Here is a 23,985-nt window from a genome sequence, read left to right as displayed (position 1 = left end):
TCATTTATCCCCTATTGTGAATAGATTGAGTCAATGGAGAGTTAATGGCGCGTTTTAACATTATAAAATGAATGCGGCCCGCCGGAGGGAGGGAATCCGGCAGGCCGCGTCTCAGGTCATGGTCAGGGGAGGAGGAAAATGACCTGATATGAAATCATTTATGCCGGTTCAGCGCCCGGAGTGATATGGGCGCATATTGCCGAATTGAGGGCGAACACCTGTCCCAATCCGGTAAGGGGCAGTTCGCCCTGACCAGTGCGGACCTCTGGCAGGACCAACACCCCAGGCAGGATTCCATCCCCGGTGAGAGCCGGCATAAGGATCGTATCTCGGTCCCCAGCCATGACGCCAACCCGGATATGCGCCGTGACCTCCGCGCCATCCCCAATAGGGAGGCCATCCCGAGGTCCAACCGCGATCCCAGCCGTAACCCGGTCCCCAGCCGCCACCGCCAATGATGACAGTGGTGCTTGAACCGGAAGGATAATATCCCGATGGATAGGCGCTATAAGGATCGACAGGGTTAAGATAGGCCCGGTTCGGATAGACTGGCCCCCTCACATAGCCGCCAAAGCTTATGAAACGCGCTGAAACCCAGCCACGATAACCACCGCTGTTTACCTGACACCAGCGCCCACGACATGGGCCCGCATCCACCCGGAGCCCAACCGGTAATGCGGCCAGCCGCCCGTAATTGACGCCCGGCCCACTGCGGACATTTACAGTCGCAGTCACGGTCGCAGGCACAGCAAAAGCCACGGCAGGAACAAAGAGTACAGACGAAAAAATGAATGCGCGAACGAGCTTTTTATTAAGTCGTTTCTTAAATAGAAACATCGATAATTCTCCAAATATGCAACTGTAGAAATGCAATACAAAGAAAACCATTGTGTATCATATAGCCCAAATTATGGACAAAAGCAATAGTGACCAATATTTAGCAAACTATAACGTCTATTTGAATGCAAAGAACGATGAATATTACAGCATAATAATAAGTTTACTAAAATTTTATACATTCATTATTTGCTTTAAAGGGCACATCGCGCCCATTTCCTTTTAAGGCTATCCGTTAGAAACGTCCTGTCTGTTTTCCGTCACGCATTATCCCGCGCAAAACCGCTGCGCACTTTTGCTGGAAATGCTCTTTTGCTCACGCATTGTCCCCCGCAAAACCGCTGCGCACTTTTGCTGGAAATGCTCTTTTGCTCACGCATTGTCCCCCGCAAAACCGCTGCGCACTTTTGCTGGAAATGCTCTGTCTTCACCTTCGCATCCATGCTGTTGCGAAAGCCAGCTTCCCCTTTTCGGGAACTGCCTCAAACAAACGAAAAGCGCCCCGGCAAAGACCGGGGCGCCATGCGGCTTTTTAAGGGGGAGAGGGAGGAAAAAAGCCGCAAAACCGGGCCGTCAGACCTGGTTATGAGGAAACAGAAGGCCAGCACGAGCCAGCCTCCTGAAATTCACTTACGGCAGATTACGCACATCGCCCGGCGTCATATACATCGGCATCATATTGGTATCGAGGTGATGCATGACCCAGATGGAGCCAGCCAGCACAATCGCCAGAATGATGGCCGTGAAAATGAGCGCCAGAATGTTCCAGCCATTTTCCGACTTCGGATCAAGGTGCAGGAAGTAAACCAGATGCACCACGATCTGAACGGCGGCCATTCCGATAACAATCGCTGCGGTCGTTGCCGGCGTGAAGTAGCCATTCATTGCCAGCATAAACGGAACGATGGTGAGGATGATCGCCAGTGTCAGACCAATCAGGTACGACTTCAGGCTGCCATGCGCGGCTTGATCGTGTGTTTCGTGTCCAGAGCTCATCACAATACACCCAGCAGATAGACAAGGGTAAAGACGCCAATCCAGATGATGTCCAGGAAGTGCCAGAAGAGGCTCAAGCACATCACGCGCGTCCGGTTCTTTTCAGTCAGGCCATCCCGCAGAAGCTGGGCGGAAAGCACCAGAATCCAGATGAGGCCCGAGGTAATATGCAGACCATGGGTTCCAACCAGCGCAAAGAAGGCCGAAAGGAATGCGCTGCGGCTTGGACCTGCACCTTCAACGATCAGGTGATGGAATTCATAGATTTCCATCGCAAGAAACGCGAAGCCGAGCAGAAAAGTCACGCCCAGCCAGAAGAGCACGCCTGCACGATTGTTCCTGAACATGGAGAGCGTCGCCAGACCATAAGTCAGCGAAGACGCCAGCAGGATCATCGTTTCTGTCAGAACAAACTGCAGATCGAACAGTTCACGGCCAGTCGGGCCACCCGCGAACTGATGCGCCAGAACGGCGTAGGTTGCAAAAAGGCCCGAGAAGAGAACGCAGTCACTCATCAGGTAGATCCAGAAGCCGACCAGTGTGGTCGACCCTGCATCATGATGATCTTCGTGAGCCGGATGCTCGTTGCCGCCCGTAAATGGTGCAGCTGTATGAACGGTAGCGCTCATGGATCAGACCTCCTGAGCATTCAGTTGCCGCGTATAGGCGTCTTCGACGCGCTGTACTTCATCGGCCGAGACATAATAGTCCCTGTCATTGTTGAAAGAGTGGGCAATGGCGACAGCCAGAACACCAACAGCTGCAGCAATTGCGAGCCACCAGATGTGCCACACCAGCGCAAAGCCCAGAGGAATGCAGAGCATACCAATGATGAAGCCCGTGCCTGTGTTTTTCGGCATATGAATGCGGGCGAAGTTTTCAGTGCGGCGCACATAACCGTTCTGCTTCATATCCCACCAGCTGTCGTGATCACGCACATGCGCAACTTCAGCAAAGTTGTAGAATGGTGGAGGTGACGAAATCGACCATTCGAGCGTACGTCCGTTGCCCCATGAATCGCCATTGACGACGCGCAGCTTTTCACGATCACGAATGGAGATCATGATCTGGAGAACCTGGAAGACAATACCGCAAAGAATAATCGCAACGCCAATTGCTGCAATGATCAGATAGATATGCCAGGCTGGGTTTTCCGTATGGTTCAGACGGCGTGTCATGCCCATCAGGCCGAGCACGTAGAGCGGCATAAAGGCCATGATGAAGCCAACCAGCCAGCACCAGAACGCCTTCTTGCCGAGACCTTCATGCAGCTTGAAGCCAAACGCCTTTGGCCACCAGTAGATGAGACCGGCAAAGCAGCCAAACAGAACGCCCGAGATAATCACGTTATGGAAGTGGGCGATCAGGAACACGGAGTTGTGCAGCACGAAATCTGCAGGCGGAACAGCAAGCAGAACGCCCGTCATACCACCAACAACAAAGGTACACATGAAACCGAGCGTCCACATGACCGGCGTTTCGATGCGCAGACGCCCCTTATACATGGTGAAAAGCCAGTTGAAGACTTTTGCACCTGTCGGGATCGAGATGATCATGGTCGCAACGCCGAAGAAGGCATTGACGCTTGCACCGCCACCCATGGTGAAGAAGTGATGCACCCAGACGAGGAACGACAGAATGGTAATGGCAACGGTCGCATAAACCATCGACGCATAGCCAAACAGGCGCTTGCCGGAGAACGTGGCAATGATTTCGGAGAAAACGCCGAAGCACGGCAGAACCAGAATATAGACTTCCGGGTGACCCCAGATCCAAATCAGATTCACATACATCATCGGATTGCCACCAGCATCATTGGTGAAGAAGTGGAAATCCAGATAACGGTCAAGCGACAGCAGTGCCAGCGTCACAGTCAGGATCGGGAACGCAGCCACAATCAGAACGTTGGAGCACAGTGCGGTCCAGGTGAAAACCGGAACCTGCATCATACCCATGCCCGGCGCACGCATCTTGATGATGGTGGTGATGAGGTTCACGCCCGAAAGCAGCGTCCCCATACCGGAAATCTGCAAGGCCCAGATATAATAATCCACCCCGACATCCGGGCTGAACTCAAGACCTGAAAGCGGCGGATAAGCCAGCCAGCCGGTCTTTGCGAATTCGCCGATACCAAGCGAAATGTTAACCAGGATGGCACCGGCAACCGTGAGCCAGAAGCTCAACGAGTTGAGGTATGGGAAAGCCACGTCGCGCGCACCGATCTGAAGCGGTACGGCAAAGTTCATCAGGCCAACAATGAAAGGCATCGCGACGAAGAAGATCATGATCACGCCATGCGCGGTGAAGATCTGATCATAGTGGTGCGGCGGCAGGAAGCCTTCATTGGCGCCGGAGGCGATTGCCTGCTGCGCGCGCATCATAACAGCGTCCGAGAAGCCGCGGAACAGCATCACGAAAGCCAGAATAATGTACATAATGCCGATACGTTTGTGATCGACAGAGGTCAGCCAGTCGCTCCACAGAACGCCCCACTTCTTATAGTAGGTAATGGCTGCGAGAATAGCGAGCGCCCCACCAGCTATCGCGGTCAGTGTGACCATGATGATAGGCTCGTGATAGGGAATCGCTTCGAGCGTAAGTTTTCCGAACATTTCTATTCTTACTTCGATTGGAGTGCGATCAGCAGCTCAAGCCCCGGATGAAATGCCCGGGGCCGGCTACATCGGCAAATCAGTTTTCAAGCTGCGTCATACGCTGCGGCTGAGTCAGACAAAGAATGTCATTTGCCCACTGGCTGAAATCGACGGGCGAAGACTTGCGCAGATCTGCACGGGCTTCACGCACCATCTGTTCCTGATGCATCAGATCATCAAGACAAACCGATTTGCCATCCCAGCAGCGGTTCACAATATTATGAAACAGCGCTTTGTCATTATAGGCAAAGAACTGAACCGGAGCCTTCTCGCTTGGCTGAACCAGCGAAGCATAACGCTCACGCGTCAGTTCCTGACCGGACGCCTTGGCATCGGCAACCCACTTGTCAAAACCGGCCTGATCAAGCGAGTGCGCCTTAAAGCGCATCTGGGCAAAGCCCTGACCGCTATAATTAGCGGAAATGCCGTCAAACACGCCCTCATGATTTGCAATCAGGTGCAGCTGCGTCTGCATGCTCGGCATGGTGTAAACCTGGCTGCCAAGCTGCGGAATAAAGAAGGAATTCATAATGCTGCTGGATGTCAGCTTGAAGTTCACAGGAACATCAACCGGCATCGCCATTTCATTGACCGATGCAACACCCAGATCCGGGTAAATGAACAGCCATTTCCAGTCCAGCGCGACAACTTCAACATTGACCGGCTTCACGTCTGAGACAAGCGGACGGTAAGGGTCAAGCTTATGCGTTGATATCCATGTCACAGTGCCAAGCAAAACGATAATAACGACAGGAATAAGCCAGACAGCCGCTTCAATCTTGTTGGAATGATGCCAGTCCGGCAGATATTCTGCCTTTTCGTTGGTGGAGCGGTACTTCCAGGCGAAATAGAGCGTCATGCCAATGACCGGAAGCACGACCAGCAGCATAAGGCCAGTCGCAAAATAGATGAGATCGCGTTCCGCCAAACCGATCTCTCCTTTCGGAGAGAGCAGAACCTGGTTCTCGCAGCCGGCGAGGAACGCCGTGAGGGCCAAGACGGCGAACGAAATGATCGTCCGGGGGGTGCCGTGTTTCATTTGTCTTTCCATCCTGCACACAGAACTTCAGCTCTGGTGCATTCGTCATTTCCTAGATTTCGGTAAGTTCTGAAAATTTCAAAGGTACCGTTATAACGAATAAAGCTGTTTGTCACGCGCCAGACTGAAAATGTACTGGATCGAAATGTCGCGGCTGCATATGCTTTGTGAGTCATAATCGACCCATCCGGAATCAAACTGGACAAACCCAATTCCCGTCGGCGGCTCTCTACAAGTTAAAATCAAAAAATTCAAGACGATACCCAGCGTTAAACTGACCGTAACTGAACCTTAAACAAAGATACCACACAAAAGAATTCATGAAGATTAAACAATACTAATGTAGATTATTTTATATAATGCAACTTAATCATAACAACATTTAACAGCTGACAATATTGTCAATAACACAAGTTTTAAAATAACTCCATAAATTTTGCCATTCACTCAACGCAAATCGATTCGCGAATCGCTTTTAATGATACCAATTCAACTTGCAGGCCCATGATCTGGAAGTATCCCCGACCATTATCATCGCCAGAGCGCGCATTCTTTTTGTTTTACACTGGAGCCAAAGCATCATAGCGGGATCACAAAGGATCCTCTGGTCGCACTTTACGGCCTGCACGCTGCGCAGTTTTGCTGGAAATGATCTTTTACTCACGCATTATCCCACGCAAAACCGCTGCGCACTTTTGCTGGAAATGATCTTTTACTCACGCATTATCCCACGCAAAACCGCTGCGCACTTTTGCTGGAAATGATCTTTTGCGCTACGCATTATCCTACGCAAAACCGCTGCGCACTTTTGCTGGAAATGCTTTGACGGAAAACACATGATATTTGGGAACTGGCCGATTGAACAAACTGAAGGGGCAATGCTTGCCTATGCAATCACGTCAGGTGCACACAGCTTTCGTAAAGGCACCGTTTTAACCCGCGACCATCTCGATATTTTGCAAAAACAAGGCATCACGCATGTCTTTGCAGCACGCCTCGAAGACGACGACATCAGGGAAGATGAAGCAGCGCTTGCCGTCGGAAATTTGCTCATTTCAGAGAATATAGAAGCGGGAAAGCCCGTTACAGGGCGTATCAATCTGTTTGCCCGTCATGACGGTCTGTTTCACGCGCAAGCAACTGCCATCGACACCATAAACCTGCTTGATCCGCGTATTTCCGTTGCAACATTGCGCAATGACTGCCGCGTTCAGCGTGGCCAGATGGTTGCGAGCGTTAAAATCATTCCCTTTGCGATACCAGCAAAGCTGATTGAAAACCTGCGCTGGCCAGCAGCCCCGCAAAATATTCTGGATGTGAGGCCGTTCCAGGCCATGACGGTCGGGATTATCCAGTCTCAATTGCCGTCCATACGCGATTCAGTCCTCGACAAAACACGCAAGCTCATTTCCATGCGCATTGAGCATAATCACGGATCAGTGGGGGCTGAACACCGCGTGGTTCATGCGCAAGATGCGCTCATGCGGGCAATCAGTGAACTCCGGCATGCGTGCGATCTCATCCTCATAGTCAGCGCCTCTTCCATCGCAGATGAAGCGGACATTGTCGCGCGCGCAATTCTCGCTTCGGGTGGCGAGATTTTGCGTATTGGTATGCCGGTTGATCCGGGCAATCTTCTGGTTCTGGCAAAGCTTGGGGAGAAATATATTATTGTCGCGCCCGGATCCGCACGCAGTGCGCGCGAAAACAGCCTCGACTGGATACTGGATCGCTTGATGGCGGGTGTGAGGCTTGATTCAGACGATCTGGGAAAAATGGGGGTCGGAGGACTTCTGTTTTAACAATGATAGTCAAACACAAGAATACCATCGAGACCATTTTCAGCCAGTTCGACAAGCTTTCCGCCAACGACCACGTGATCAGGATGAGGAAGATAGGCATCGCGCGCCGCTGCATCGGTAAAATCGACAACAAAGCCGTGCTTAAATCCCTTTTCGAGCGCTTCGGGACTGTTATTTTTGCCCGCTGTAATCGCAACGATGCCGTCGATTTTGCCCCGCAAAGCGACCACCTGATCAAGAGCGGCTTTTATCTGCGCGGGTTCGACATCCGATCTGAACCGAATAAGAACGATATGGCGTATCATTGATTGCCTCCTCACGAAACGCTGCGCAAGACTAGTTCCAGATCCGGCAGCTGTGAAGCGTTTCCTTCGGGCTGCAAAACGAAAAAGGCCGGGATGAACCCGACCTTCCGCTTTCATTCGGTTTGCGCCATTACATCCGTGGTCGCATCACCGAATGAATTCCCGATACGAATTTAGATTTAGCATTGTTGCATTTCAGGATTGTGACAGTCTTCAGAAATCCATCAAAAGCCCAAAAAGAATAACCTGAAAGCGCAATGCCCAGCATATAGGCCCGTTGGTCGCCCATAGGCCACGTGTTAACCTTTGCCAGAGCTCCTTGCGATCACAACACGCGAAAACCCAACGCGCGCTCACGCGTGTTCTGTCCGAAGACGCATTCTCCCTTTTCGGGATGCGCTTTGATCAAGCTGCCATCGGTGTTTGTACAGGTTCCGGATGATTATAGTTCCAGACCTCAATCAAACACTGCCGCATCAGATCGAGATCCACCGGACCAATCCGGCTGAGTACCAGATCAAGTTCATCCGGCTCGACACCTCTGTTAAGAAGTTCGACTATGGCTTCGATCAAAACTTTTTTGTCGTCAAATCTATAGCGCTGCATCAAACCTGCTCCGCTAAATGCCCCATTTTGATACAAATAAACTAAACCACTATGGTTAACCGAAGCTTACCATTATCAGCCGTTCGAGATGAAATTGCAGTCCGGGAGGACGCTCTCACTCTTCCGGCAAGCTCAGTCGTGTCAATCTTGGAAAACACTACGCAACGAAATATAAAATTACACTTTTCAACATTATGTCGCAATCGTACTATATAAGAGAGGGAATTCAAGTAAAAAAAGTAAATTTATATCACATTAGAAACCTCTACTAAGGAACAATTATGCACTCCCTCAAAAAACATGCGCTTTTTTCGCTTGGTTTTGTCAGGATACTTGTTCTGAGCGTGTTGATTGGCGGGAGTTTTCTTGGTGGCTATTTGGTAACAATTCAGTATAAAGGCAATGTCCACACCATCATCGCAGGGCAAGCCTATCGCTCCAATCAGCCTGATCCATCGCGTATTGCACAGCTGAAGACGCTTTATGGCATCAAAACGATTATCAATCTGCGTGGCGCAGAGCCGGGTTCGAAATGGTATGATGACGAAGTTGCAGCGTCTACAGCGCTTGGAATTCAACACGCAGATTATGCGATGTCATCGCGCAAACAACTCAGCAAAGAGCAAACACGCGCGCTCATTGCTTTGATGCAGCAAGCGGAAAAGCCAGTGCTTCTTCATTGCAAAGCAGGATCGGACAGAACCGGGCTTGCCGCCGCCCTTTACATTGCTGCGGTTGCCAAAGGCGGCGAGCGCAAAGCCGAAGGACAGATGTCGATCGCCTACGGTCACTTCGCACTTCCGTTCAGCCCGACCCGTGCCATGGATGACACTTTTGAAGCCATCGAAGCAGAGCTTGGTTTTCCCAGCTCATAAAAAGCCTCAACTGTTATTCGCAAAACAAAAACGCCGGGGTTTGATCCCCGGCGTTTTCGTCAATTGCAAATGGCTGATCAATCAAGACCAACGATCTTGCCGTCTTCCCATTTGAAAACGTCAAAACTTGGCGATGAAAGATCACCCGTTTCGCCATAGGTCAGCTTACCAATAACCGTTTCGATTGGCTTGCCATCGCGAAGTGCTGCGGCAACAGCTGCGGTATCTTCCGTCGTACCAGCGCGTTCAATACCGTCTGCAAGCACCTGAACAGCGGCAAAAGCGTTCATGGTGAATGCTTCAACCGGAATGTTCTTGGCTGTCAGTGCATCAACGGCTTCCTTGGAAGCTGGATTCTTCGTTGCATCAACAGCATTGGTGAAGAGTGTGCCTTCAGCATTCTTCTGACCAATCGCCCAGAACTCGGTGTTGGACAGACCTTCACCGCCAAGAATCAGGGCATTCAAACCTGCATCATGCATCTGACGGGCCAGAAGGCCGCCTTCACCATGATAACCGCCGAAATAAACGATTTCCGTACCAGCGGCTTTCAGCTTGGATACCAGAGCACTGAAATCTTTATCGCCGGGGGTGACGGAATCGTATTGAACTTCGGTGATGCCATCCTTGTTGATTGCAGCCTTGAAGGAATCTGCGAGACCCTTACCATATGCGCCCTTGTCGTGAACGATGGCGACCTTCTTGTCCTTGAAGTTTTTCAGGAAGTAGGCGGCCATGACATCGGCCTGCTGATCATCGCGACCGCAGGTGCGGAACACGTTTTCCAAGCCGCGCGACGTCAGATCAGGACCGGTTGCAGTTGGCGTAACCATAAGAACGCCGTTTTCCGCAAAAACGTCGGAAACAGGGATCGCGACGCCGGTCGTGACCGGGCCGACGACGAACTTGATGCCATCACCAACAAGCTGGTTTGCCGCAGAAACGCCCTGTTTTGGCTCACCGGCATCGTCGGCAAACTTCAGAACGATCTTTTCGCCTTTGATACCACCATTCTTGTTGATGACTTCAACAGCGGTTTCCGCACCCTTCTTGACCTGGTCGCCATAGGCGGCAACCGGACCTGTGAGTGGTGCGACAACGCCAATCGTAATATCTGCATAAGCAGCGCTGGCAAAACCGAGAGTAGCGGCAAAGGCTACGCTGGAAAGAAGCTTGAGGTTCATTCTTTTTCTCCTTTGGTGAGGCCCCGTTTTTCCCGATGGCCCCAGACAACCCATGCCGGTCAAATCGTAGCGCATATGCGCTGCAGCTTTGCCGGGCCCTCCCTTTTATTTCAATCATACGATCTTAAAGGGTCAATCCAAAAACACGCCGCACCATCACCCTTTTGGGGCGCCAGAGCCATAATATTATCCGAAATTGCATCTGCGCTTTCGGAAACATGCTCCAGAACGGCAGCACGCTTTCATGATGTAATAAGAATGCATTTCCAGCTTCCGATTGCAAGGGGCCAAGTACCCGCAACTACAACGAAAACTGCCTCCCAAAAAATGCTTATCCTCCTCTCTTCCATGGTGGTGTTTGCTTTGCAAAAAAGGCCGCGATTCCTTCCGCAGCCTCTGGCGTTTCCCATGTGTCGGCGAGACGGGTGAGTGTCATTTCGATCACCGCTTCGTCGATCGGTGCACTGAGCGCGTGCACCAGTCGTTTGGACGCTGCGACCGCATTGGGTGCAGTCGAATAATAGGGTTTGATTTCCCGCTCTATTGCAGCATCAAGTTGCTCTGCTTCGACCACGTGATGCAGCAATCCAATGTGCTTTGCTTCCTTTGCATCAAACAATCGTGCCGAGGTAAACGTTCTCAGTGCATGGGCCTGTCCGATCCGCGCAACCACATAGGGGCTGATGGTTGCCGGGATCAAGCCAAGCTTGGTTTCCGTCAACCCGAACCGCGCATCACAGACACCGATCGCTGCATCGCAAACGCTGATAAGCCCGACACCACCGCCAAAAGCCTGTCCATTGATCCGCCCGATCAGAGGCTTGGGGAGATCGCGCAAGGCTTTGAGCATCAGCGCCAGTTTGCGCGCCGCTTCTATTCGTTGAGAGCGGTTCGCTTTCACCTGCTCCTGCATCCAGCCAAGATCGCCACCTGCGCAAAAGCTTTTGCCGCTGCCGGTCAGAATAACGAGACGCACCGCGTCGTTATCTGCCAGTTGCAGCGTCGCGTTGAAAAGCTCATCGATCATAAGACCGGAAAGCGCATTGTGCTGCTCGGGGCGATTGAGCGTCAGTGTCGCGACACCGCGCTCATCAAGCGCAATTTGCAAGGTTTCGAACGCGCTCATGCAGCCTTATCCTGCGTGAGCGCTTGCGCAAACAACGCTGCCGATCTCAGCTTTTCAATATCAAGGCCGGTTTCAAAGCCAAGCCGATGCAGCATGTCCGCGACTGCCAGCGTATCGACATTGCCCTTGGCACCCGGTGCAAACGGACATCCCCCCAGTCCGCCCACCGATGCATCAAACACCCGAAGCCCCTTTTCCAGACTGGCCCGGATATTATCAAGCGCACGGCCATTGGTGTCGTGATAGTGACCGGCAAGACTGTGCGCAGGCGCGATATTCAACACGGCATCAAGCATGGCGCTCACTGTTTCAGGCGTGCCGCGCCCGATTGTGTCACCAAGGCTCACCTCGTGGCAGCCAAGCGAAAAGAGTTGCTCGGTGACTTCTGCAACCGCCTGCGGCGCAGTTGGCCCATCATAAGGACATTCGACAACGCAGCTGACATAACCGCGAATGGCCAGACCATCATTGATCGCTGCACCAATCACTGGTGCCAGCCGCTCGATGCTCTCTGCAATCGTGCAATTGATATTGGCTTTGGAAAAGCCCTCGGAGGCAGAGATGAAGACGGCAATTTCATCAACATTGGCGCTCACCGCAAGCGCATAGCCCTTCATATTCGGCACCAGAACCGAATAGCGGACGCTGCCGGCACGGTGGATACCGCGCATCACCTCTTGCGCATCGGCCAATTGAGGCACCCATCTGGGGCTGACAAAACTGGTTGCTTCGATACGGGAATAGCCACAAGCGGACAGGCGATCAATCAGCGCAATCTTGTCGGCTGTCGGAACAAAACGCTTCTCATTTTGCAGGCCGTCACGCGCTGCCATTTCGACGATTTCCACGTGTTCAGCCATGTTCTTCTCCTCTTTTTGTTTGAGCATGATCTTGTCCGAAAACCGGTTCCCACTTTTCGGGATCATGCTCTTCCTCCAGTTGGACCAACAGCGCGCCTTCATCGACCTGATCACCTGCTGCAACGCTCACAGTTGCGATCTTGCCATCTCGCGGTGCTGTCAGTGAAAGCTCCATCTTCATCGCTTCCATCGTCACAAGCCGGTCGCCTTTGGCGACACTTTCGCCTTCCGCAACGCGCACCAGCCGCACAAGTCCTGGCATCGGCGAGAGAATGCGGCTTTCGCCCGAAACCTCCTCCTCCGCACCGACAAACTCAACATGATGAAACAAGGCGTCGCGTCCATGGAGCTGAACGCTCACGTCAACGCCGATGCGCATGACGGATGCCTGTTCAAGGTGACCATGAATTGAAAAGCGCACCAGACCATTTTCATGAGAGCGGATTTCCAGATCGCCAAAGCTAAAGCCAAAAAGCCTGCCGCTTTTGATCGTAAAACGAATTGTCTGGCGCTCACCATGATGATCAAGCAGGACGGAGCGCGCTGCATCATCCCATAGGCGGAACCCGCGCAGACTGCTCCATGGATCATTGTTAAGCGGCGCATCCAGCAAATCAAGCGCACCGAGTGCTGCCAGCGCAAAAGCAATATCCGAAGGCTGTTCTATTCTGAAAAGTGTGGACGCCTCACGCGCAATCAGCCCTGTATCAACATCGCCAGAACGAAAGGCTTCAAGCTTGCAAAGTTGGGACAAAAACTGCCGATTGGTGACAAGTCCTGCAATACGCGTCTTGTTCAAAGCGCCTTCGAGCCGGGTCAACGCCTCATCGCGCGTTGCGCCATGGGTGATGATCTTGGCAATCATCGGATCATAAAACGGCGTGATGGTATCGCCAGAGCGCACGCCGGAATCCACGCGCGCATTTTGAGGCGCTGCAAACAGCGCAAGCCTGCCGGTCGCGGGCAGAAAATCACGCGCAGGGTCCTCGGCATAAAGCCGCGCCTCAAAAGACCAGCCATTGATGGAAAGCTCAATCTGCTGCTTCGGCAAGGCTTCGCCGGACGCCACACGCAATTGCCACTCAACCAGATCAAGGCCGGTTATCGCTTCCGTCACCGGATGCTCAACCTGTAGCCGCGTGTTCATTTCCATGAAGAAGAAGCGGTCAGGGTGCAGCCCTTCCGACACATCGGCGATAAATTCCACCGTGCCTGCGCCGGAATAGCCGATGGCTTGGGCAGCCTTGACTGCCGCCTCGCCCATGGCAGCGCGCATTTGAGGCGTCATGCCGGGGGCGGGTGCTTCCTCAATCACTTTTTGATGGCGGCGTTGCAGCGAGCAATCGCGCTCAAACAAGTGCACCGCATGACCAAAATTATCACCAAAAACCTGCACCTCGATATGGCGCGGCTTGGTCATGTATTTTTCAATCAGCACGGCGCGATCGCCAAACGATGCTTCTGCCTCGCGTCGCGCACTCTCGAGTGCAGTTAAAAAATCGGCGGGATTGTCGACACGACGCATACCCTTGCCGCCGCCGCCCGCACGCGCTTTAATCAGCACAGGATAACCTATGCGATCCGTCTCGCCTTTGAGAAAGGCGGCGTCCTGATTGTCGCCATGATAGCCGGGCACGACGGGCACTCGGGCTTTTTCCATCAAGCGCTTGGCGGCATCTTTCAGCCCCATCGCGCGGATGGCTTTGGCCGAAGGGCCAATGAAGGTGAGCCCTGCTGCCTCGACCGCATCCACAAAGCCGGCATTTTCAGAGAGAAAACCATAGCCCGGATGAATGGCTTCCGCGCCCGTATCCAGTGCCGCCTTGATGATCGCTTCAATGTTCAGATAGCTTTGCGCAGATTGTGCCGGACCGACGCGCACCGCCTCGTCAGCCATTTCGACATGAAGCGCATTGGCATCTGCATCCGAATAAATCGCGACAGTGGCAATGCCCAATTTGTTCGCCGTTCGGATAATACGGCAGGCGATTTCTCCGCGATTGGCAATCAGTATTTTTTGAAACATCTGACCGCCCTCTTTACATTCTAAAGATGCCGAAGCGCGTCGGCTCGACCGGCGCATTCAACGTTGCAGAAAGCGATAGACCGAGCACTTCACGGCTCTTGCGCGGATCGACAATGCCGTCATCCCAAAGCCGTGCCGATGCATAAAGCGGGTGGCTCTGACGCTCGAACATGTCCAGGGTGGGACGCTTGAACTCCGCTTCCTCTTGCGCCGACCATGTGCCGCCGCTGCGCTTGATCCCGTCACGCTTGACGGTGGCCAGAACGCCTGCCGCCTGTTCGCCGCCCATCACCGCAATACGGCTATTCGGCCAGGTCCACAAAAAGCGCGGAGAATAGGCCCGCCCGGCCATGCCATAGTTTCCCGCCCCATAAGATGCACCAATCAGCATGGTTATCTTCGGCACATTGGCGGTGGCGACCGCCGTCACCAGCTTGGCCCCATGCTTGGCGATGCCTTCGGCCTCATATTTGCGACCAACCATGAAGCCGGTGATATTTTGCAGGAAGATCAGCGGAATATTGCGCTGGCAGCACAACTCTATGAAATGCGCACCCTTTAAAGCAGCTTCCGAAAACAAAACGCCATTATTGGCGATAATGCCAACCGGCATTCCATAAAGACTGGCAAAACCGCAGACCAGCGTCGGGCCAAATCGTGCCTTGAACTCATCAAACTCGGAACCATCGACCAACCGCGCAATCAGCTCGCGCACATCATAGGGAATGCGGGTGTCAGCCGAGACAATTCCGAGAATCTCTTCCGCGTCATAAAGCGGGGCAGCACCCTCGCCTCTTGGTATGAAGGCACGCTTTTCACTGTTGAGATTAGCGGCGATGGCGCGAGCGATTTGCAGCGCATGAGCATCGTCATGGGCGAGATGATCGGCCACGCCGGAGAGCCGGGTATGCGTGTCACCCCCGCCCAGATCTTCAGCGCTTACCACTTCGCCGGTTGCAGCTTTGACCAACGGCGGACCAGCCAGAAAAATCGTGCCCTGATTGCGCACGATCACCGTCTCATCGCTCATGGCAGGCACATAAGCGCCGCCTGCCGTGCACGACCCCATGACGACTGCAATCTGCGGAATGCCCGCTGCCGACATCTGCGCCTGATTATAAAAAATACGCCCGAAATGATCGCGATCGGGAAAAACCTCATCCTGATTGGGAAGGTTCGCGCCACCGGAATCGACCAGATAAATGCAAGGCAAGCGGTTTTCGCCTGCGATCTCTTGCGCGCGCAGATGCTTCTTCACCGTGATCGGATAATAGGTGCCGCCCTTCACCGTTGCATCATTGCAGACAATCATGCATTCACGGCCAGATACCCGGCCAATGCCGGTGATCATGCCCGCGGAAGGGGCCGCATTGTCATACATGTCATGCGCCGCCGTCAGCCCCACTTCCAAAAAGGGTGATCCCGGATCGATGAGCTGCGCAACACGATCACGCGGCAAGAGTTTTCCGCGCGCGATATGACGCTGCCGCGCTTTTTCGCCACCGCCATCCATGGCCATGCGTGATGCCTCTGCCACCACATCAAGCGCTGCCAGCATAGCCTTGCGATTGGCTTCAAAGACGGGGCTGCGTGTCAAAATTTCAGATTTCAGAACCGACATCAGCGGGTCTCCTGAAAGAGTTCCCGTCCGATCAGCATACGGCGGATTTCCGACGTGCCTGCACCGATTTCATAAAGCTTTGCGTCACGTAAAAGACGCCCGGTCGGATAATCATTGATATAGCCGTTACCGCCCAGCGCCTGTATGGCCTGCAAAGCCATTTGTGTGGCGTTTTCCGCTGCATAAAGAATGCAGCCAGCCGCATCCTTGCGCGTCGTCTCGCCACGATCACAGCTCGCTGCCACCGCATAAACATAGGCGCGCGAAGCGTTGAAGCTCACATACATATCGGCAAGCTTACCCTGCATCAGCTGAAACTCACCAATCGGCTGGTCGAACTGCTTGCGCTCATGCACATAAGGCACAACGACATCAAGACAGGCCGCCATGATGCCAAGCGGCCCACCGGCCAGCACGACCCGCTCATAATCAAGGCCGGACATCAGCACATTGACGCCCTTGCCTTCTTCCCCCAGCAGGTTTTCGGCGGGCACTTCACAATCCTCAAACACCAGTTCGCAGGTGTTGGAGCCGCGCATACCGAGCTTGTCGAGCTTTTGCGCGGTTGAGAAGCCTTTGAAGGTTTTCTCAATGATGAAGGCACTGATACCACGCGGACCCGCTGCCGGATCGGTCTTGGCATAGACAACAAGCACATGCGCATCGGGGCCGTTGGTGATCCACATCTTGTTGCCGTTGAGAATATAACTGTCCCCGCGCCTTTCGGCTGTCAGCCTCATCGACACAACGTCAGAACCGGCTCCCGGTTCGGACATGGCAAGCGCACCGACATGCTCGCCGGAGATAAGTTTGGGTAGATATTTCGCGTGTTGTTCGGGCGAACCATTGCGCTTGATCTGATTGACGCAGAGATTGGAATGCGCGCCATAGCTCAGGCCAACCGAGGCCGATGCACGGCTGATTTCTTCCATTGCCACACAATGCGCAAGATAGCCCATGCCTGCGCCACCGTAATCTTCTGGTGCCGTGATGCCCAGCACGCCGAGATCACCCAGTTCGCGCCACAGATGCATGGGAAATGCGTTCTTGCGATCAATATCGGCGGCAAGCGGCGCAATGCGGCTTTCCGCAAAACGGTGAACCGTATCACGAAGGGCTTCGATCTCCTCGCCAAGACCGAAATTCATGCCCCCCAAATTCTGGCCCGAAGCAAACATACTCGTCCTCCACAAGTTCTGCCCGGCTGCTGTTTTTGAAAACAGCTATGTTCCGTTCAGAGTGTCGTGTGGAGACCGATTAGGCAATGGCTTTGCGCGGCGTTCTGTGGCTATTTATTACCCTATAACGAAATTTTCTTTCGCGCGCCATTCCGCGTCAAGTCTCCTGAAGCTCGGCAATATCGCGATAAAGCTCCAGTGCTTGCGGGTTTGCCAGTGCTTCACGGTTTTTCACCTCGCGCCCATGCACGATGTCGCGCACGGCAAGTTCGACAATCTTGCCGGATTTGGTACGCGGAATATCACTGACAGCGATGACCTTTGCAGGTACATGGCGCGGTGTAGCGCCGGTACGGATTTTGGCTTTGATCCGCGCTTTGAGAGCGTCATCAAGCGAAACGCCTTCAGCAAGCCGCACAAAGAGCACCACGCGCACATCGTTGTCCCAATCCTGCCCGATGCAAAGTGCTTCCGTCACTTCCGGCATCTGCTCGACCTGATTGTAAATCTCTGCTGTCCCGATACGCACACCACCCGGATTAAGCGTGGCATCCGAACGGCCATGAATGACAATGCCATCATGCTCGGTCCATTCAGCAAAATCGCCATGGCACCAGATATTGTCGAAACGCTCGAAATAGGCTGCCTGATATTTCGCGCCTTCCGGATCGTTCCAGAATTGCAGCGGCATACAAGGAAAGGCCTTGGTGCAAACCAGTTCGCCCTTCTCGCCGCGCACCGGCTTGCCATTATCGTCCCAGACATCAACAGCCATGCCAAGGCCAGCGCCCTGAATTTCGCCCTGCCAGACGGGTTCGGTCGGCACGCCCAGCACGAAACAGGAAACGATGTCCGTTCCGCCTGAGATGGATGCCAGATGCACATCCTTTTTGATTGCCTCATAGACAAAAGCAAAACCTTCAGGTGACAGCGGCGAACCGGTCGAGGAAATGGTACGCAGAGCGGACAGATCATGGGTTTCACCGGGTCGCAGACCGGCTTTCAGCACCGCATCAATGAATTTTGCCGACGTGCCGAAATAGGTCATTTTTTCCGCTGCCGCATAATCGAACAGAACATTGCCATCGGGATAAAATGGCGAGCCATCATAAAGCAGCAGCGTTGCACCTGATGCGATACCCGACGCCAGCCAGTTCCACATCATCCATCCGCAGGTGGTGAAATAGAAGAAGCGATCGCCTTCGCGAATATCCGCGTGAAGACGGTGTTCCTTAAGATGCTGCAACAGCACGCCGCCAGCGCGATGCACAATGCATTTCGGAATGCCGGTCGTGCCGGAAGAAAACAGAATATAAAGCGGATGATCAAACGGCAGGCGCGCGAATTCGACCGCTTTTGCTGAAAAAGGGGCAAGGGCTGCGTCAAGCGCAATGCCGTTCCGGGCCTTGCTGGCCACCGCTTCCGCTTCGCCCAAATAGGGAACGATGACCGAGCGTTTGCTGCTGGGCAGCCTGGCTGTCACTTTGGCGATCTTGTCACTCACATCAATGCGTTTGCCGTTATACCAGTAACCGTCGCAGGCAAAAAACAGTTTCGGCTCGATCTGGCCAAAGCGATCCAGCACACCCTGCGTGCCAAAATCCGGCGAGCACGAAGACCAGGCTGCCCCGATAGAAGACGCCGCCAGCATTAGAGCGACAGCCTCAGGCATGTTCGGCATCATGCCCGCAATGCGATCTCCGGGCTTTACTCCTTCTGCCAGCATGAATTGCTGGAGTTTCGAGACCAGCGCATGAAGGTCGTCCCATGTCAGACGGCGCTCAACCTTGTCTTCGCCGCGAAAGATGATCGCCTCTCCCGCACCATTATGACGCAGGAGATTTTCTGCAAAATTAAGTTTGGCATCGGGAAAGAATTTCGCCTCACGCATATGACCATTGTCGACCAGCGCCGTTTGCCCGCGCTCACCAATGACATTGCAAAAATCCCAGATTAGACTCCAGAAAGCGGCACGATCTTCAACCGACCAGCGGTGCAAATCGGTGTAAGTGGCAAGTTTCCGTCCCGCCCTCCCCTCGGCCTGCACACGAAAATGCTCGAGCGGGCTTGTCGCAATACGGTTTGCATCAGGTTGCCACAGGGGCTGTTTATCAACGGAAACGGCCTCAATAGTCATCATTCCTCCCAGAATCACGCCGAGCTGAAATCACTCCGACGATCAGCTCCAAAACAAATGTCTAAAAGAGACCTACCCATCCGTCCATATTTTTCCAGATGCTAGAGCGCGTTTCGATCTGACTGAATGAGATCGGCTCTTAAACTTTTTGTTTTATCGCGCATCTTTTTCCGAAAACCGTTTCACACTTTTCGGGATGCGCTCTAATGCGCTGATTGCCCTGAACCCAGAAGGTTTTCCGTATCGCTTTCGCGGTTTAGCCATCGGTTTATCCGATTAACGAGCCAGCGATTGATTGGATTTTCAAAAATATGCCAGGCTATAAAAGCCGCAACAACGCTGGCTGTAACACCACCCGCAATCAGCATCACAGCACCGATTGTGGTGTCTCCCCAATGTTGCGGAAGAGCGTTGAAGAAAATCAATCCGACCAATGGATGCAGAATGAAAATACCAAAGCTGTAGGGAGAAAGCCGCACCAGAACAGGCAGTCGCAGGGGGGTGTAAACATCCTGGATAGAGGCGATGTAGAGCACATAAACTCCACAATAAAGGAAAGCCAGCCGCAACGGCCCTTCAAGCGTGTTGGGTTCACCCGCCACAGCTGGCGGATGATAAAATAGAAAAATCGCCACACAAACGGCAAGCGCCAGCTTAATCGCAAGCACTGGCATTATCGGATGCGCACGGCGCGCAAGCCACATGCCGAAAAGGAAAGAAGGCAGCGCCCGCAGCACACCCACATCGGCCATTTGAATGCGTGTCAAGGAGGGGGCGCCCAGCCTCTGCGCCAGATACTCTCCAACCGCTACAACAAGGATAACAATAACGAGAACAAAACTCCCTAGCCTGCGGCAAAGAATATCAAACAAGGGAAAGCAGAGATACATCAGGAAAAGTGCGCTCAGAGACCAGCTGACGTAATTATAAGAGAGCGTTTTTCCAAGCCCCCAATCATGAATGAGCAGCAATTGTGTGAGCCCGTCTGACAGGCTCATATTGGGCTCGGCGGAAGGGTGAAGAACACAGGCTGCCGTCAAGACTGACAAAAGGGCAAAGCAGGCAAAGGTTATGGCGTGCAGCGGATAAATCCGCGCCAGGCGCTTGCCAACAAAACCAAGATATTGCCGTCTGTTCCAGACGTAATTCTGCTTTCTCGCTAGAAACAGACCTGACACAATAAAAAAGACATCAGTAAAATAAGCAAATGGTAATATAATGTCTTGCAGCGGGGCGTTTTTCACAGGGATGCGAAAAGAATAATGAAACGCTGCAATTCCAAGACACAGTAGAAATCGCAGACCGTCGAAATCAGGAAGCCTTTTCACCCAACCGACCGCTAACAATTACTTTTGTGGAGCTTCACTAACAACATTGAGATAAAAGTCGAGGGAAACTTAATTTCTCCGATAATAAAACCGTCCGGCTAGAGCGTATCGCGCTTAATCATACCCAATACGCTCGCTCTATGTTCTTATTTTTACGCATGTTGTTCGCGGATCGTAGCGGGAATAGAAATCAGTCCGGTGACGTATTTTCCCCGCGAAAGCGATTCCTAGCATTTCGCGACCGGTTTTAGGGCTCAACGGTTTTTTATAGAGTGGTGTGGGGAAATTTGGTGGAGCCAAGCGGGATCGAACCGCTGACCTCTTGCATGCCATGCAAGCGCTCTCCCAGCTGAGCTATGGCCCCATCAGACAGAAATTTGCTGCCCGTTGAAGCGGCTTATTAAAGGGCAAGTTACAGAAGATCAAGAGATAAAACGCAACTCTTTTCATATCTGCCAAAAATAATTTGTCGATCATCAACAGGCGTGAGATTGCAGCCCAGAAAACAGCAAGGCGACTCATTGAGCCGCCCTGCTTTAAATCGTCCATGAAGGCGTTATCAGACTTCTTCGTCGTCGCCGCCAACGCCGCCGCCCAGAATACCGGAAACGTCGTCGTCTTCATCTTCTTCCTCTTCAAGGAAGGTGTCTTCATCGTCATCGCCCAGATCGACATCGTCGTCGAGGTCAGGAAGATCTTCACCACCCTTGGCTTCGTCATCCGCATCTTCAAGAGAAACGAATTCCGGCTTTTCGAGCGCTGTATCGAGCTCTTCGGCTTCTTCTTCCTCTTCGGCCGCACGGCTTTCCGCTATGGTCGCTTCAAAATACGACCGTGGGTAGGAAATGCCTGTATAGGGCGAAACAATCGGATCACGATTGAGATCGTAAAACTTTTTGCCCGTTTCCGGATCGATGCGCTTGGTACCAAGTTCAGCTTTTGCCACGTTTAGCCTCGTGAGTTGATTTCTCCGTCGCGCCTGCGACGCTTACATGCTTTAAGCTCGCCATCAAACTCCTCAACCGTCCATCAGTCGGGAGAAGGCGGAAGACGCGCATTACGGTGTTGTTTTGGTGCATAAACGCAATTTGCAGCTTTTGTCAAAGCGAAAGACGCATTCTGCACGCGATCTGTGTTTCAAAACACGCATTCGCGGATGACCCCGCGCTGTTCCTGTGCTAGGTAGCTGCCGCTTTGATCAATCCCGCGTGCATAACGCCCAAATGATACAGTAACAAATCCATGTCCCATTCCGCTACCCCGAAACCTGCAATCGCCCGCCGTTCAGAGGCGCTCAAGGGCGAAATTCGCATTCCGGGTGACAAATCTATATCGCATCGTTCCTTCATGTTCGGCGGTCTGGCTTCGGGTGAAACCCGTATCACCGGCCTGCTCGAAGGTGAAGACGTTATCAACACAGGCCGCGCCATGCAGGCGATGGGTGCCAAGATTCGCAAAGACGGCGACGTCTGGATCATCAATGGTGTTGGTAATGGCTGTCTTTTGCAGCCTGAAGCCCCGCTTGATTTCGGCAATGCCGGAACCGGTGCACGCCTCACCATGGGCCTTGTCGGCACCTACGACATGACCACAACCTTCATCGGTGACGCATCATTGACCTCACGCCCCATGGGGCGCGTGCTCAATCCGCTGCGTGAAATGGGCGTTCAGGTGAAGGCTGCCGAAGGCGACCGCATGCCGCTGACACTCACCGGTCCCAAAACTGCAACCCCGATCAGCTATCGCGTGCCGATGGCGTCCGCTCAGGTTAAGTCCGCCGTTCTGCTCGCAGGTCTCAATACGCCGGGTGTTACAACGGTCATTGAGCCTGTCATGACGCGTGATCACACCGAAAAAATGCTTCAGGGCTTTGGTGCTGACCTGACGGTTGAAACCGACAAGGACGGCGTGCGCCATATCCGCATCGTCGGACAGGGCAAACTCACTGGCCAGACCATCGACGTGCCGGGTGATCCATCCTCAACCGCTTTTCCACTGGTTGCAGCCCTGCTGGTTGAAGGTTCGGACGTCACCATCCGCAATGTGCTGATGAACCCGACCCGCACCGGCCTGATCCTCACCTTGCAGGAAATGGGCGCTGATATTGAAATCATCAATCCGCGCCTTGCCGGCGGTGAAGACGTTGCGGATCTGCGCGTGAAGTCATCGAAGCTCAAGGGCGTTGTCGTTCCGCCGGAACGCGCACCTTCCATGATCGATGAATATCCGGTTCTGGCGATTGCCGCTTCTTTTGCCGAAGGCGAAACCGTCATGGACGGCCTTGATGAACTGCGCGTCAAAGAATCAGATCGCCTTGCAGCGGTTGCGCGTGGCCTTGAAGCCAATGGCGTTGATTGCACCGAAGGTGAAATGTCGCTCACGGTTCGCGGTCGTCCTGACGGCAAGGGCCTTGGCGGCGGCACGGTTGCCACACATCTTGATCACCGCATCGCGATGAGCTTTCTCGTCATGGGGCTGGCGTCCGAGAAGCCAGTCACAGTTGACGACAGCACGATGATTGCCACCTCGTTCCCGGAATTCATGACCATGATGCCGGGTCTTGGTGCAAAAATCGAAGTCAGCGCGCAGCAATGACAAGTTTCGTCGTTGCCATCGACGGACCGGCAGCCTCGGGCAAGGGAACCCTTGCCCGGCGCATTGCCATTCATTACGGCATGCCGCATCTCGATACCGGCCTAACCTATCGTGCTGTTGCGAAAGCGCTTCTTGATCAGGGGCTGCCGCTGGATGATGAAGCAATTGCTGCCGATGTGGCACTTCATCTTGATCTGCACGCGATGGACAAGGCTGTTCTTTCGGCCCATGCAATTGGCGAAGCCGCATCCAAAGTGGCTGTCATGCCCGCTGTGCGACGCGCTCTTGTTGAAGCACAGCGCGGCTTTGCCAGAGCCTTGCCATCCAGCGTGCTCGATGGGCGCGACATTGGAACGGTGGTTTGTCCGCAAGCCGCTATCAAGCTTTTTGTGACCGCCTCACCGGAAGTGCGTGCACAACGCCGCTTTGACGAGATTATTGCAAAGGGTGGAACGGCCGATTTTGATGAAATTCTGGCCGATCTCAAAAAGCGTGACGAGCGCGACATGAACCGCACGGATTCCCCGCTCAAGCCTGCTGAAGACGCACACTTGCTAGATACGAGTAAAATGAGTATAGAAGCGGCATTTCTGGCAGCGAAAAAGCTGATTGATCACGCTTTGGCGCAGCATCCGGCATAAAATCAGGAAAGCCGTGAGGTTTTCTGCTATGACCCGCCCGGAAATGCTCGATTATTCGGGGTTTGTTCCTATATAGGGCACTCCCAACATTATAACCTGACTTCGCGTTCCACGCGCCGGTTGTCCCAAAGGGACGGAGCCGAAGGACAGGCCGAACGCAACTCTAACCCCCGGC

Annotated in this window: 20 protein-coding genes, 1 tRNA gene and 1 pseudogene; 4 read left to right on the top strand and 18 right to left on the bottom strand. The window is 53.3% G+C overall.

The window, feature by feature from the left end; all coding sequences use genetic code 11:
- Positions 1 to 168 precede the first annotated feature (168 nt).
- The 5 genes from ABE530_RS00550 to cyoA all read right to left on the bottom strand — a co-directional run bounded on the left by ABE530_RS00550 (position 169) and on the right by cyoA (position 5,526).
- On the bottom strand, positions 169 to 837 hold the full coding sequence (locus ABE530_RS00550; RefSeq protein ID WP_265982635.1) for an SH3 domain-containing protein: 669 nt from the start codon (positions 835 to 837) through the stop codon (positions 169 to 171).
- Between the two features lie 630 nt (positions 838 to 1,467).
- On the bottom strand, positions 1,468 to 1,833 hold the full coding sequence (cyoD, locus tag ABE530_RS00545; RefSeq protein ID WP_265982634.1) for a cytochrome o ubiquinol oxidase subunit IV: 366 nt from the start codon (positions 1,831 to 1,833) through the stop codon (positions 1,468 to 1,470).
- Positions 1,833 to 2,462, bottom strand: a complete 630-nt coding sequence (gene cyoC / locus ABE530_RS00540; protein ID WP_265982633.1) for a cytochrome o ubiquinol oxidase subunit III — start codon at positions 2,460 to 2,462, stop codon at positions 1,833 to 1,835. The genes cyoD and cyoC overlap by 1 nt, the downstream gene beginning before the upstream one ends.
- 3 nt (positions 2,463 to 2,465) lie before the next feature.
- Positions 2,466 to 4,445 (bottom strand): cytochrome o ubiquinol oxidase subunit I, encoded by a 1,980-nt coding sequence (gene cyoB / locus ABE530_RS00535; RefSeq protein ID WP_499693272.1) that lies wholly within the window; start codon positions 4,443 to 4,445, stop codon positions 2,466 to 2,468.
- A gap of 79 nt (positions 4,446 to 4,524) precedes the next feature.
- The gene (gene cyoA, locus ABE530_RS00530; protein WP_265982631.1) at positions 4,525 to 5,526 is read right to left on the bottom strand and encodes a ubiquinol oxidase subunit II; all 1,002 of its coding nucleotides are present in this window, start codon (positions 5,524 to 5,526) and stop codon (positions 4,525 to 4,527) included.
- An 836-nt stretch (positions 5,527 to 6,362) separates the two neighbouring features.
- Here cyoA and ABE530_RS00525 point away from each other — a divergent pair.
- Positions 6,363 to 7,328, top strand: a complete 966-nt coding sequence (locus tag ABE530_RS00525) for a molybdopterin-binding protein (RefSeq protein ID WP_265982630.1) — start codon at positions 6,363 to 6,365, stop codon at positions 7,326 to 7,328.
- Here the strand turns inward: ABE530_RS00525 and ABE530_RS00520 are convergent.
- Positions 7,325 to 7,633, bottom strand: coding sequence for a Dabb family protein (locus tag ABE530_RS00520; protein WP_265982629.1), 309 nt, complete (start codon positions 7,631 to 7,633; stop codon positions 7,325 to 7,327). The two genes, ABE530_RS00525 and ABE530_RS00520, sit on opposite strands and share 4 nt — an antisense overlap.
- A 405-nt stretch (positions 7,634 to 8,038) precedes the next feature.
- Positions 8,039 to 8,239, bottom strand: a complete 201-nt coding sequence (locus ABE530_RS00515; protein WP_265982628.1) for a hypothetical protein — start codon at positions 8,237 to 8,239, stop codon at positions 8,039 to 8,041.
- 281 nt (positions 8,240 to 8,520) lie between these two features.
- Between ABE530_RS00515 and ABE530_RS00510 the strand changes: the two genes are divergently transcribed.
- Positions 8,521 to 9,114 carry a tyrosine-protein phosphatase gene (locus tag ABE530_RS00510; RefSeq protein ID WP_499693271.1) on the top strand — a complete coding sequence of 198 codons (594 nt, stop codon included), beginning with the start codon at positions 8,521 to 8,523 and terminating at the stop codon, positions 9,112 to 9,114.
- A 77-nt stretch (positions 9,115 to 9,191) separates the two neighbouring features.
- On the opposite strand, the gene ABE530_RS00505 is transcribed toward ABE530_RS00510, so the two are convergent.
- From ABE530_RS00505 to ABE530_RS00455, 11 genes and pseudogenes are all read right to left on the bottom strand, one after another.
- Positions 9,192 to 10,298 (bottom strand): branched-chain amino acid ABC transporter substrate-binding protein, encoded by a 1,107-nt coding sequence (locus tag ABE530_RS00505; protein ID WP_265982626.1) that lies wholly within the window; start codon positions 10,296 to 10,298, stop codon positions 9,192 to 9,194.
- Between the two features lie 331 nt (positions 10,299 to 10,629).
- Positions 10,630 to 11,424 (bottom strand): crotonase/enoyl-CoA hydratase family protein, encoded by a 795-nt coding sequence (locus ABE530_RS00500; RefSeq protein WP_499693270.1) that lies wholly within the window; start codon positions 11,422 to 11,424, stop codon positions 10,630 to 10,632.
- Positions 11,421 to 12,284: a hydroxymethylglutaryl-CoA lyase gene (locus tag ABE530_RS00495; RefSeq protein WP_499693269.1), complete on the bottom strand. Its 864-nt coding sequence runs from the start codon at positions 12,282 to 12,284 to the stop codon at positions 11,421 to 11,423. The genes ABE530_RS00500 and ABE530_RS00495 overlap by 4 nt, the downstream gene beginning before the upstream one ends.
- Positions 12,285 to 12,348: 64 nt before the next feature.
- Positions 12,349 to 14,367: pseudogene (locus tag ABE530_RS00490) on the bottom strand (acetyl/propionyl/methylcrotonyl-CoA carboxylase subunit alpha); the annotation flags it as partial.
- A complete protein-coding gene (locus ABE530_RS00485) occupies positions 14,324 to 15,931 on the bottom strand; it encodes a carboxyl transferase domain-containing protein (protein ID WP_499693268.1) in 1,608 nt (535 codons plus the stop codon). The pseudogene ABE530_RS00490 and the gene ABE530_RS00485, both read right to left, overlap by 44 nt.
- A complete protein-coding gene (locus ABE530_RS00480) occupies positions 15,931 to 17,079 on the bottom strand; it encodes an isovaleryl-CoA dehydrogenase (RefSeq protein ID WP_499693646.1) in 1,149 nt (382 codons plus the stop codon). Before ABE530_RS00480 ends, ABE530_RS00485 begins: the two co-directional genes overlap by 1 nt.
- Positions 17,080 to 17,266: 187 nt before the next feature.
- Positions 17,267 to 19,246 carry an acetoacetate--CoA ligase gene (locus ABE530_RS00475; RefSeq protein ID WP_499693267.1) on the bottom strand — a complete coding sequence of 660 codons (1,980 nt, stop codon included), beginning with the start codon at positions 19,244 to 19,246 and terminating at the stop codon, positions 17,267 to 17,269.
- A gap of 203 nt (positions 19,247 to 19,449) precedes the next feature.
- Positions 19,450 to 20,574 carry an acyltransferase family protein gene (locus tag ABE530_RS00470; RefSeq protein WP_499693266.1) on the bottom strand — a complete coding sequence of 375 codons (1,125 nt, stop codon included), beginning with the start codon at positions 20,572 to 20,574 and terminating at the stop codon, positions 19,450 to 19,452.
- A 288-nt stretch (positions 20,575 to 20,862) separates the two neighbouring features.
- Positions 20,863 to 20,938 (bottom strand) — tRNA-Ala (locus tag ABE530_RS00465).
- Positions 20,929 to 21,159: a hypothetical protein gene (locus ABE530_RS00460; protein WP_499693265.1), complete on the bottom strand. Its 231-nt coding sequence runs from the start codon at positions 21,157 to 21,159 to the stop codon at positions 20,929 to 20,931. Before ABE530_RS00460 ends, ABE530_RS00465 begins: the two co-directional genes overlap by 10 nt.
- Entirely contained in the window at positions 21,134 to 21,520 is a 387-nt protein-coding gene (locus ABE530_RS00455) for a TIGR02300 family protein (protein ID WP_265982618.1), read from the bottom strand. Before ABE530_RS00455 ends, ABE530_RS00460 begins: the two co-directional genes overlap by 26 nt.
- Positions 21,521 to 21,816: 296 nt before the next feature.
- On the opposite strand from ABE530_RS00455, the gene aroA reads away from it, so the two are divergent.
- Positions 21,817 to 23,169 (top strand): 3-phosphoshikimate 1-carboxyvinyltransferase, encoded by a 1,353-nt coding sequence (gene aroA, locus ABE530_RS00450; RefSeq protein WP_499693264.1) that lies wholly within the window; start codon positions 21,817 to 21,819, stop codon positions 23,167 to 23,169.
- Positions 23,166 to 23,810: a (d)CMP kinase gene (gene cmk / locus ABE530_RS00445; protein WP_499693263.1), complete on the top strand. Its 645-nt coding sequence runs from the start codon at positions 23,166 to 23,168 to the stop codon at positions 23,808 to 23,810. The genes aroA and cmk overlap by 4 nt, the downstream gene beginning before the upstream one ends.
- The last annotated feature ends 175 nt before the right edge of the window (positions 23,811 to 23,985 follow it).

The organism is Brucella sp. TWI559, assembly GCF_039674265.1.
GTDB classification, from domain to species: Bacteria; Pseudomonadota; Alphaproteobacteria; order Rhizobiales; family Rhizobiaceae; genus Brucella; species Brucella chromiisoli.
The sequence above is the reverse complement of the archived record's forward strand: the minus strand, read 5'-3'. Positions and strand labels throughout refer to the sequence as shown.

Coding starts and splice junctions, on each gene's coding strand:
- ABE530_RS00550 (WP_265982635.1), bottom strand. CDS start 837: ATGTTTCTATTTAAGAAACGACTTAATAAAAAGCTCGTTCGCGCATTC.
- cyoD (WP_265982634.1), bottom strand. CDS start 1,833: ATGAGCTCTGGACACGAAACACACGATCAAGCCGCGCATGGCAGCCTG.
- cyoC (WP_265982633.1), bottom strand. CDS start 2,462: ATGAGCGCTACCGTTCATACAGCTGCACCATTTACGGGCGGCAACGAG.
- cyoB (WP_499693272.1), bottom strand. CDS start 4,445: ATGTTCGGAAAACTTACGCTCGAAGCGATTCCCTATCACGAGCCTATC.
- cyoA (WP_265982631.1), bottom strand. CDS start 5,526: ATGAAACACGGCACCCCCCGGACGATCATTTCGTTCGCCGTCTTGGCC.
- ABE530_RS00525 (WP_265982630.1), top strand. CDS start 6,363: ATGATATTTGGGAACTGGCCGATTGAACAAACTGAAGGGGCAATGCTT.
- ABE530_RS00520 (WP_265982629.1), bottom strand. CDS start 7,633: ATGATACGCCATATCGTTCTTATTCGGTTCAGATCGGATGTCGAACCC.
- ABE530_RS00515 (WP_265982628.1), bottom strand. CDS start 8,239: ATGCAGCGCTATAGATTTGACGACAAAAAAGTTTTGATCGAAGCCATA.
- ABE530_RS00510 (WP_499693271.1), top strand. CDS start 8,521: ATGCACTCCCTCAAAAAACATGCGCTTTTTTCGCTTGGTTTTGTCAGG.
- ABE530_RS00505 (WP_265982626.1), bottom strand. CDS start 10,298: ATGAACCTCAAGCTTCTTTCCAGCGTAGCCTTTGCCGCTACTCTCGGT.
- ABE530_RS00500 (WP_499693270.1), bottom strand. CDS start 11,424: ATGAGCGCGTTCGAAACCTTGCAAATTGCGCTTGATGAGCGCGGTGTC.
- ABE530_RS00495 (WP_499693269.1), bottom strand. CDS start 12,284: ATGGCTGAACACGTGGAAATCGTCGAAATGGCAGCGCGTGACGGCCTG.
- ABE530_RS00485 (WP_499693268.1), bottom strand. CDS start 15,931: ATGTCGGTTCTGAAATCTGAAATTTTGACACGCAGCCCCGTCTTTGAA.
- ABE530_RS00480 (WP_499693646.1), bottom strand. CDS start 17,079: ATGAATTTCGGTCTTGGCGAGGAGATCGAAGCCCTTCGTGATACGGTT.
- ABE530_RS00475 (WP_499693267.1), bottom strand. CDS start 19,246: ATGACTATTGAGGCCGTTTCCGTTGATAAACAGCCCCTGTGGCAACCT.
- aroA (WP_499693264.1), top strand. CDS start 21,817: ATGTCCCATTCCGCTACCCCGAAACCTGCAATCGCCCGCCGTTCAGAG.
- cmk (WP_499693263.1), top strand. CDS start 23,166: ATGACAAGTTTCGTCGTTGCCATCGACGGACCGGCAGCCTCGGGCAAG.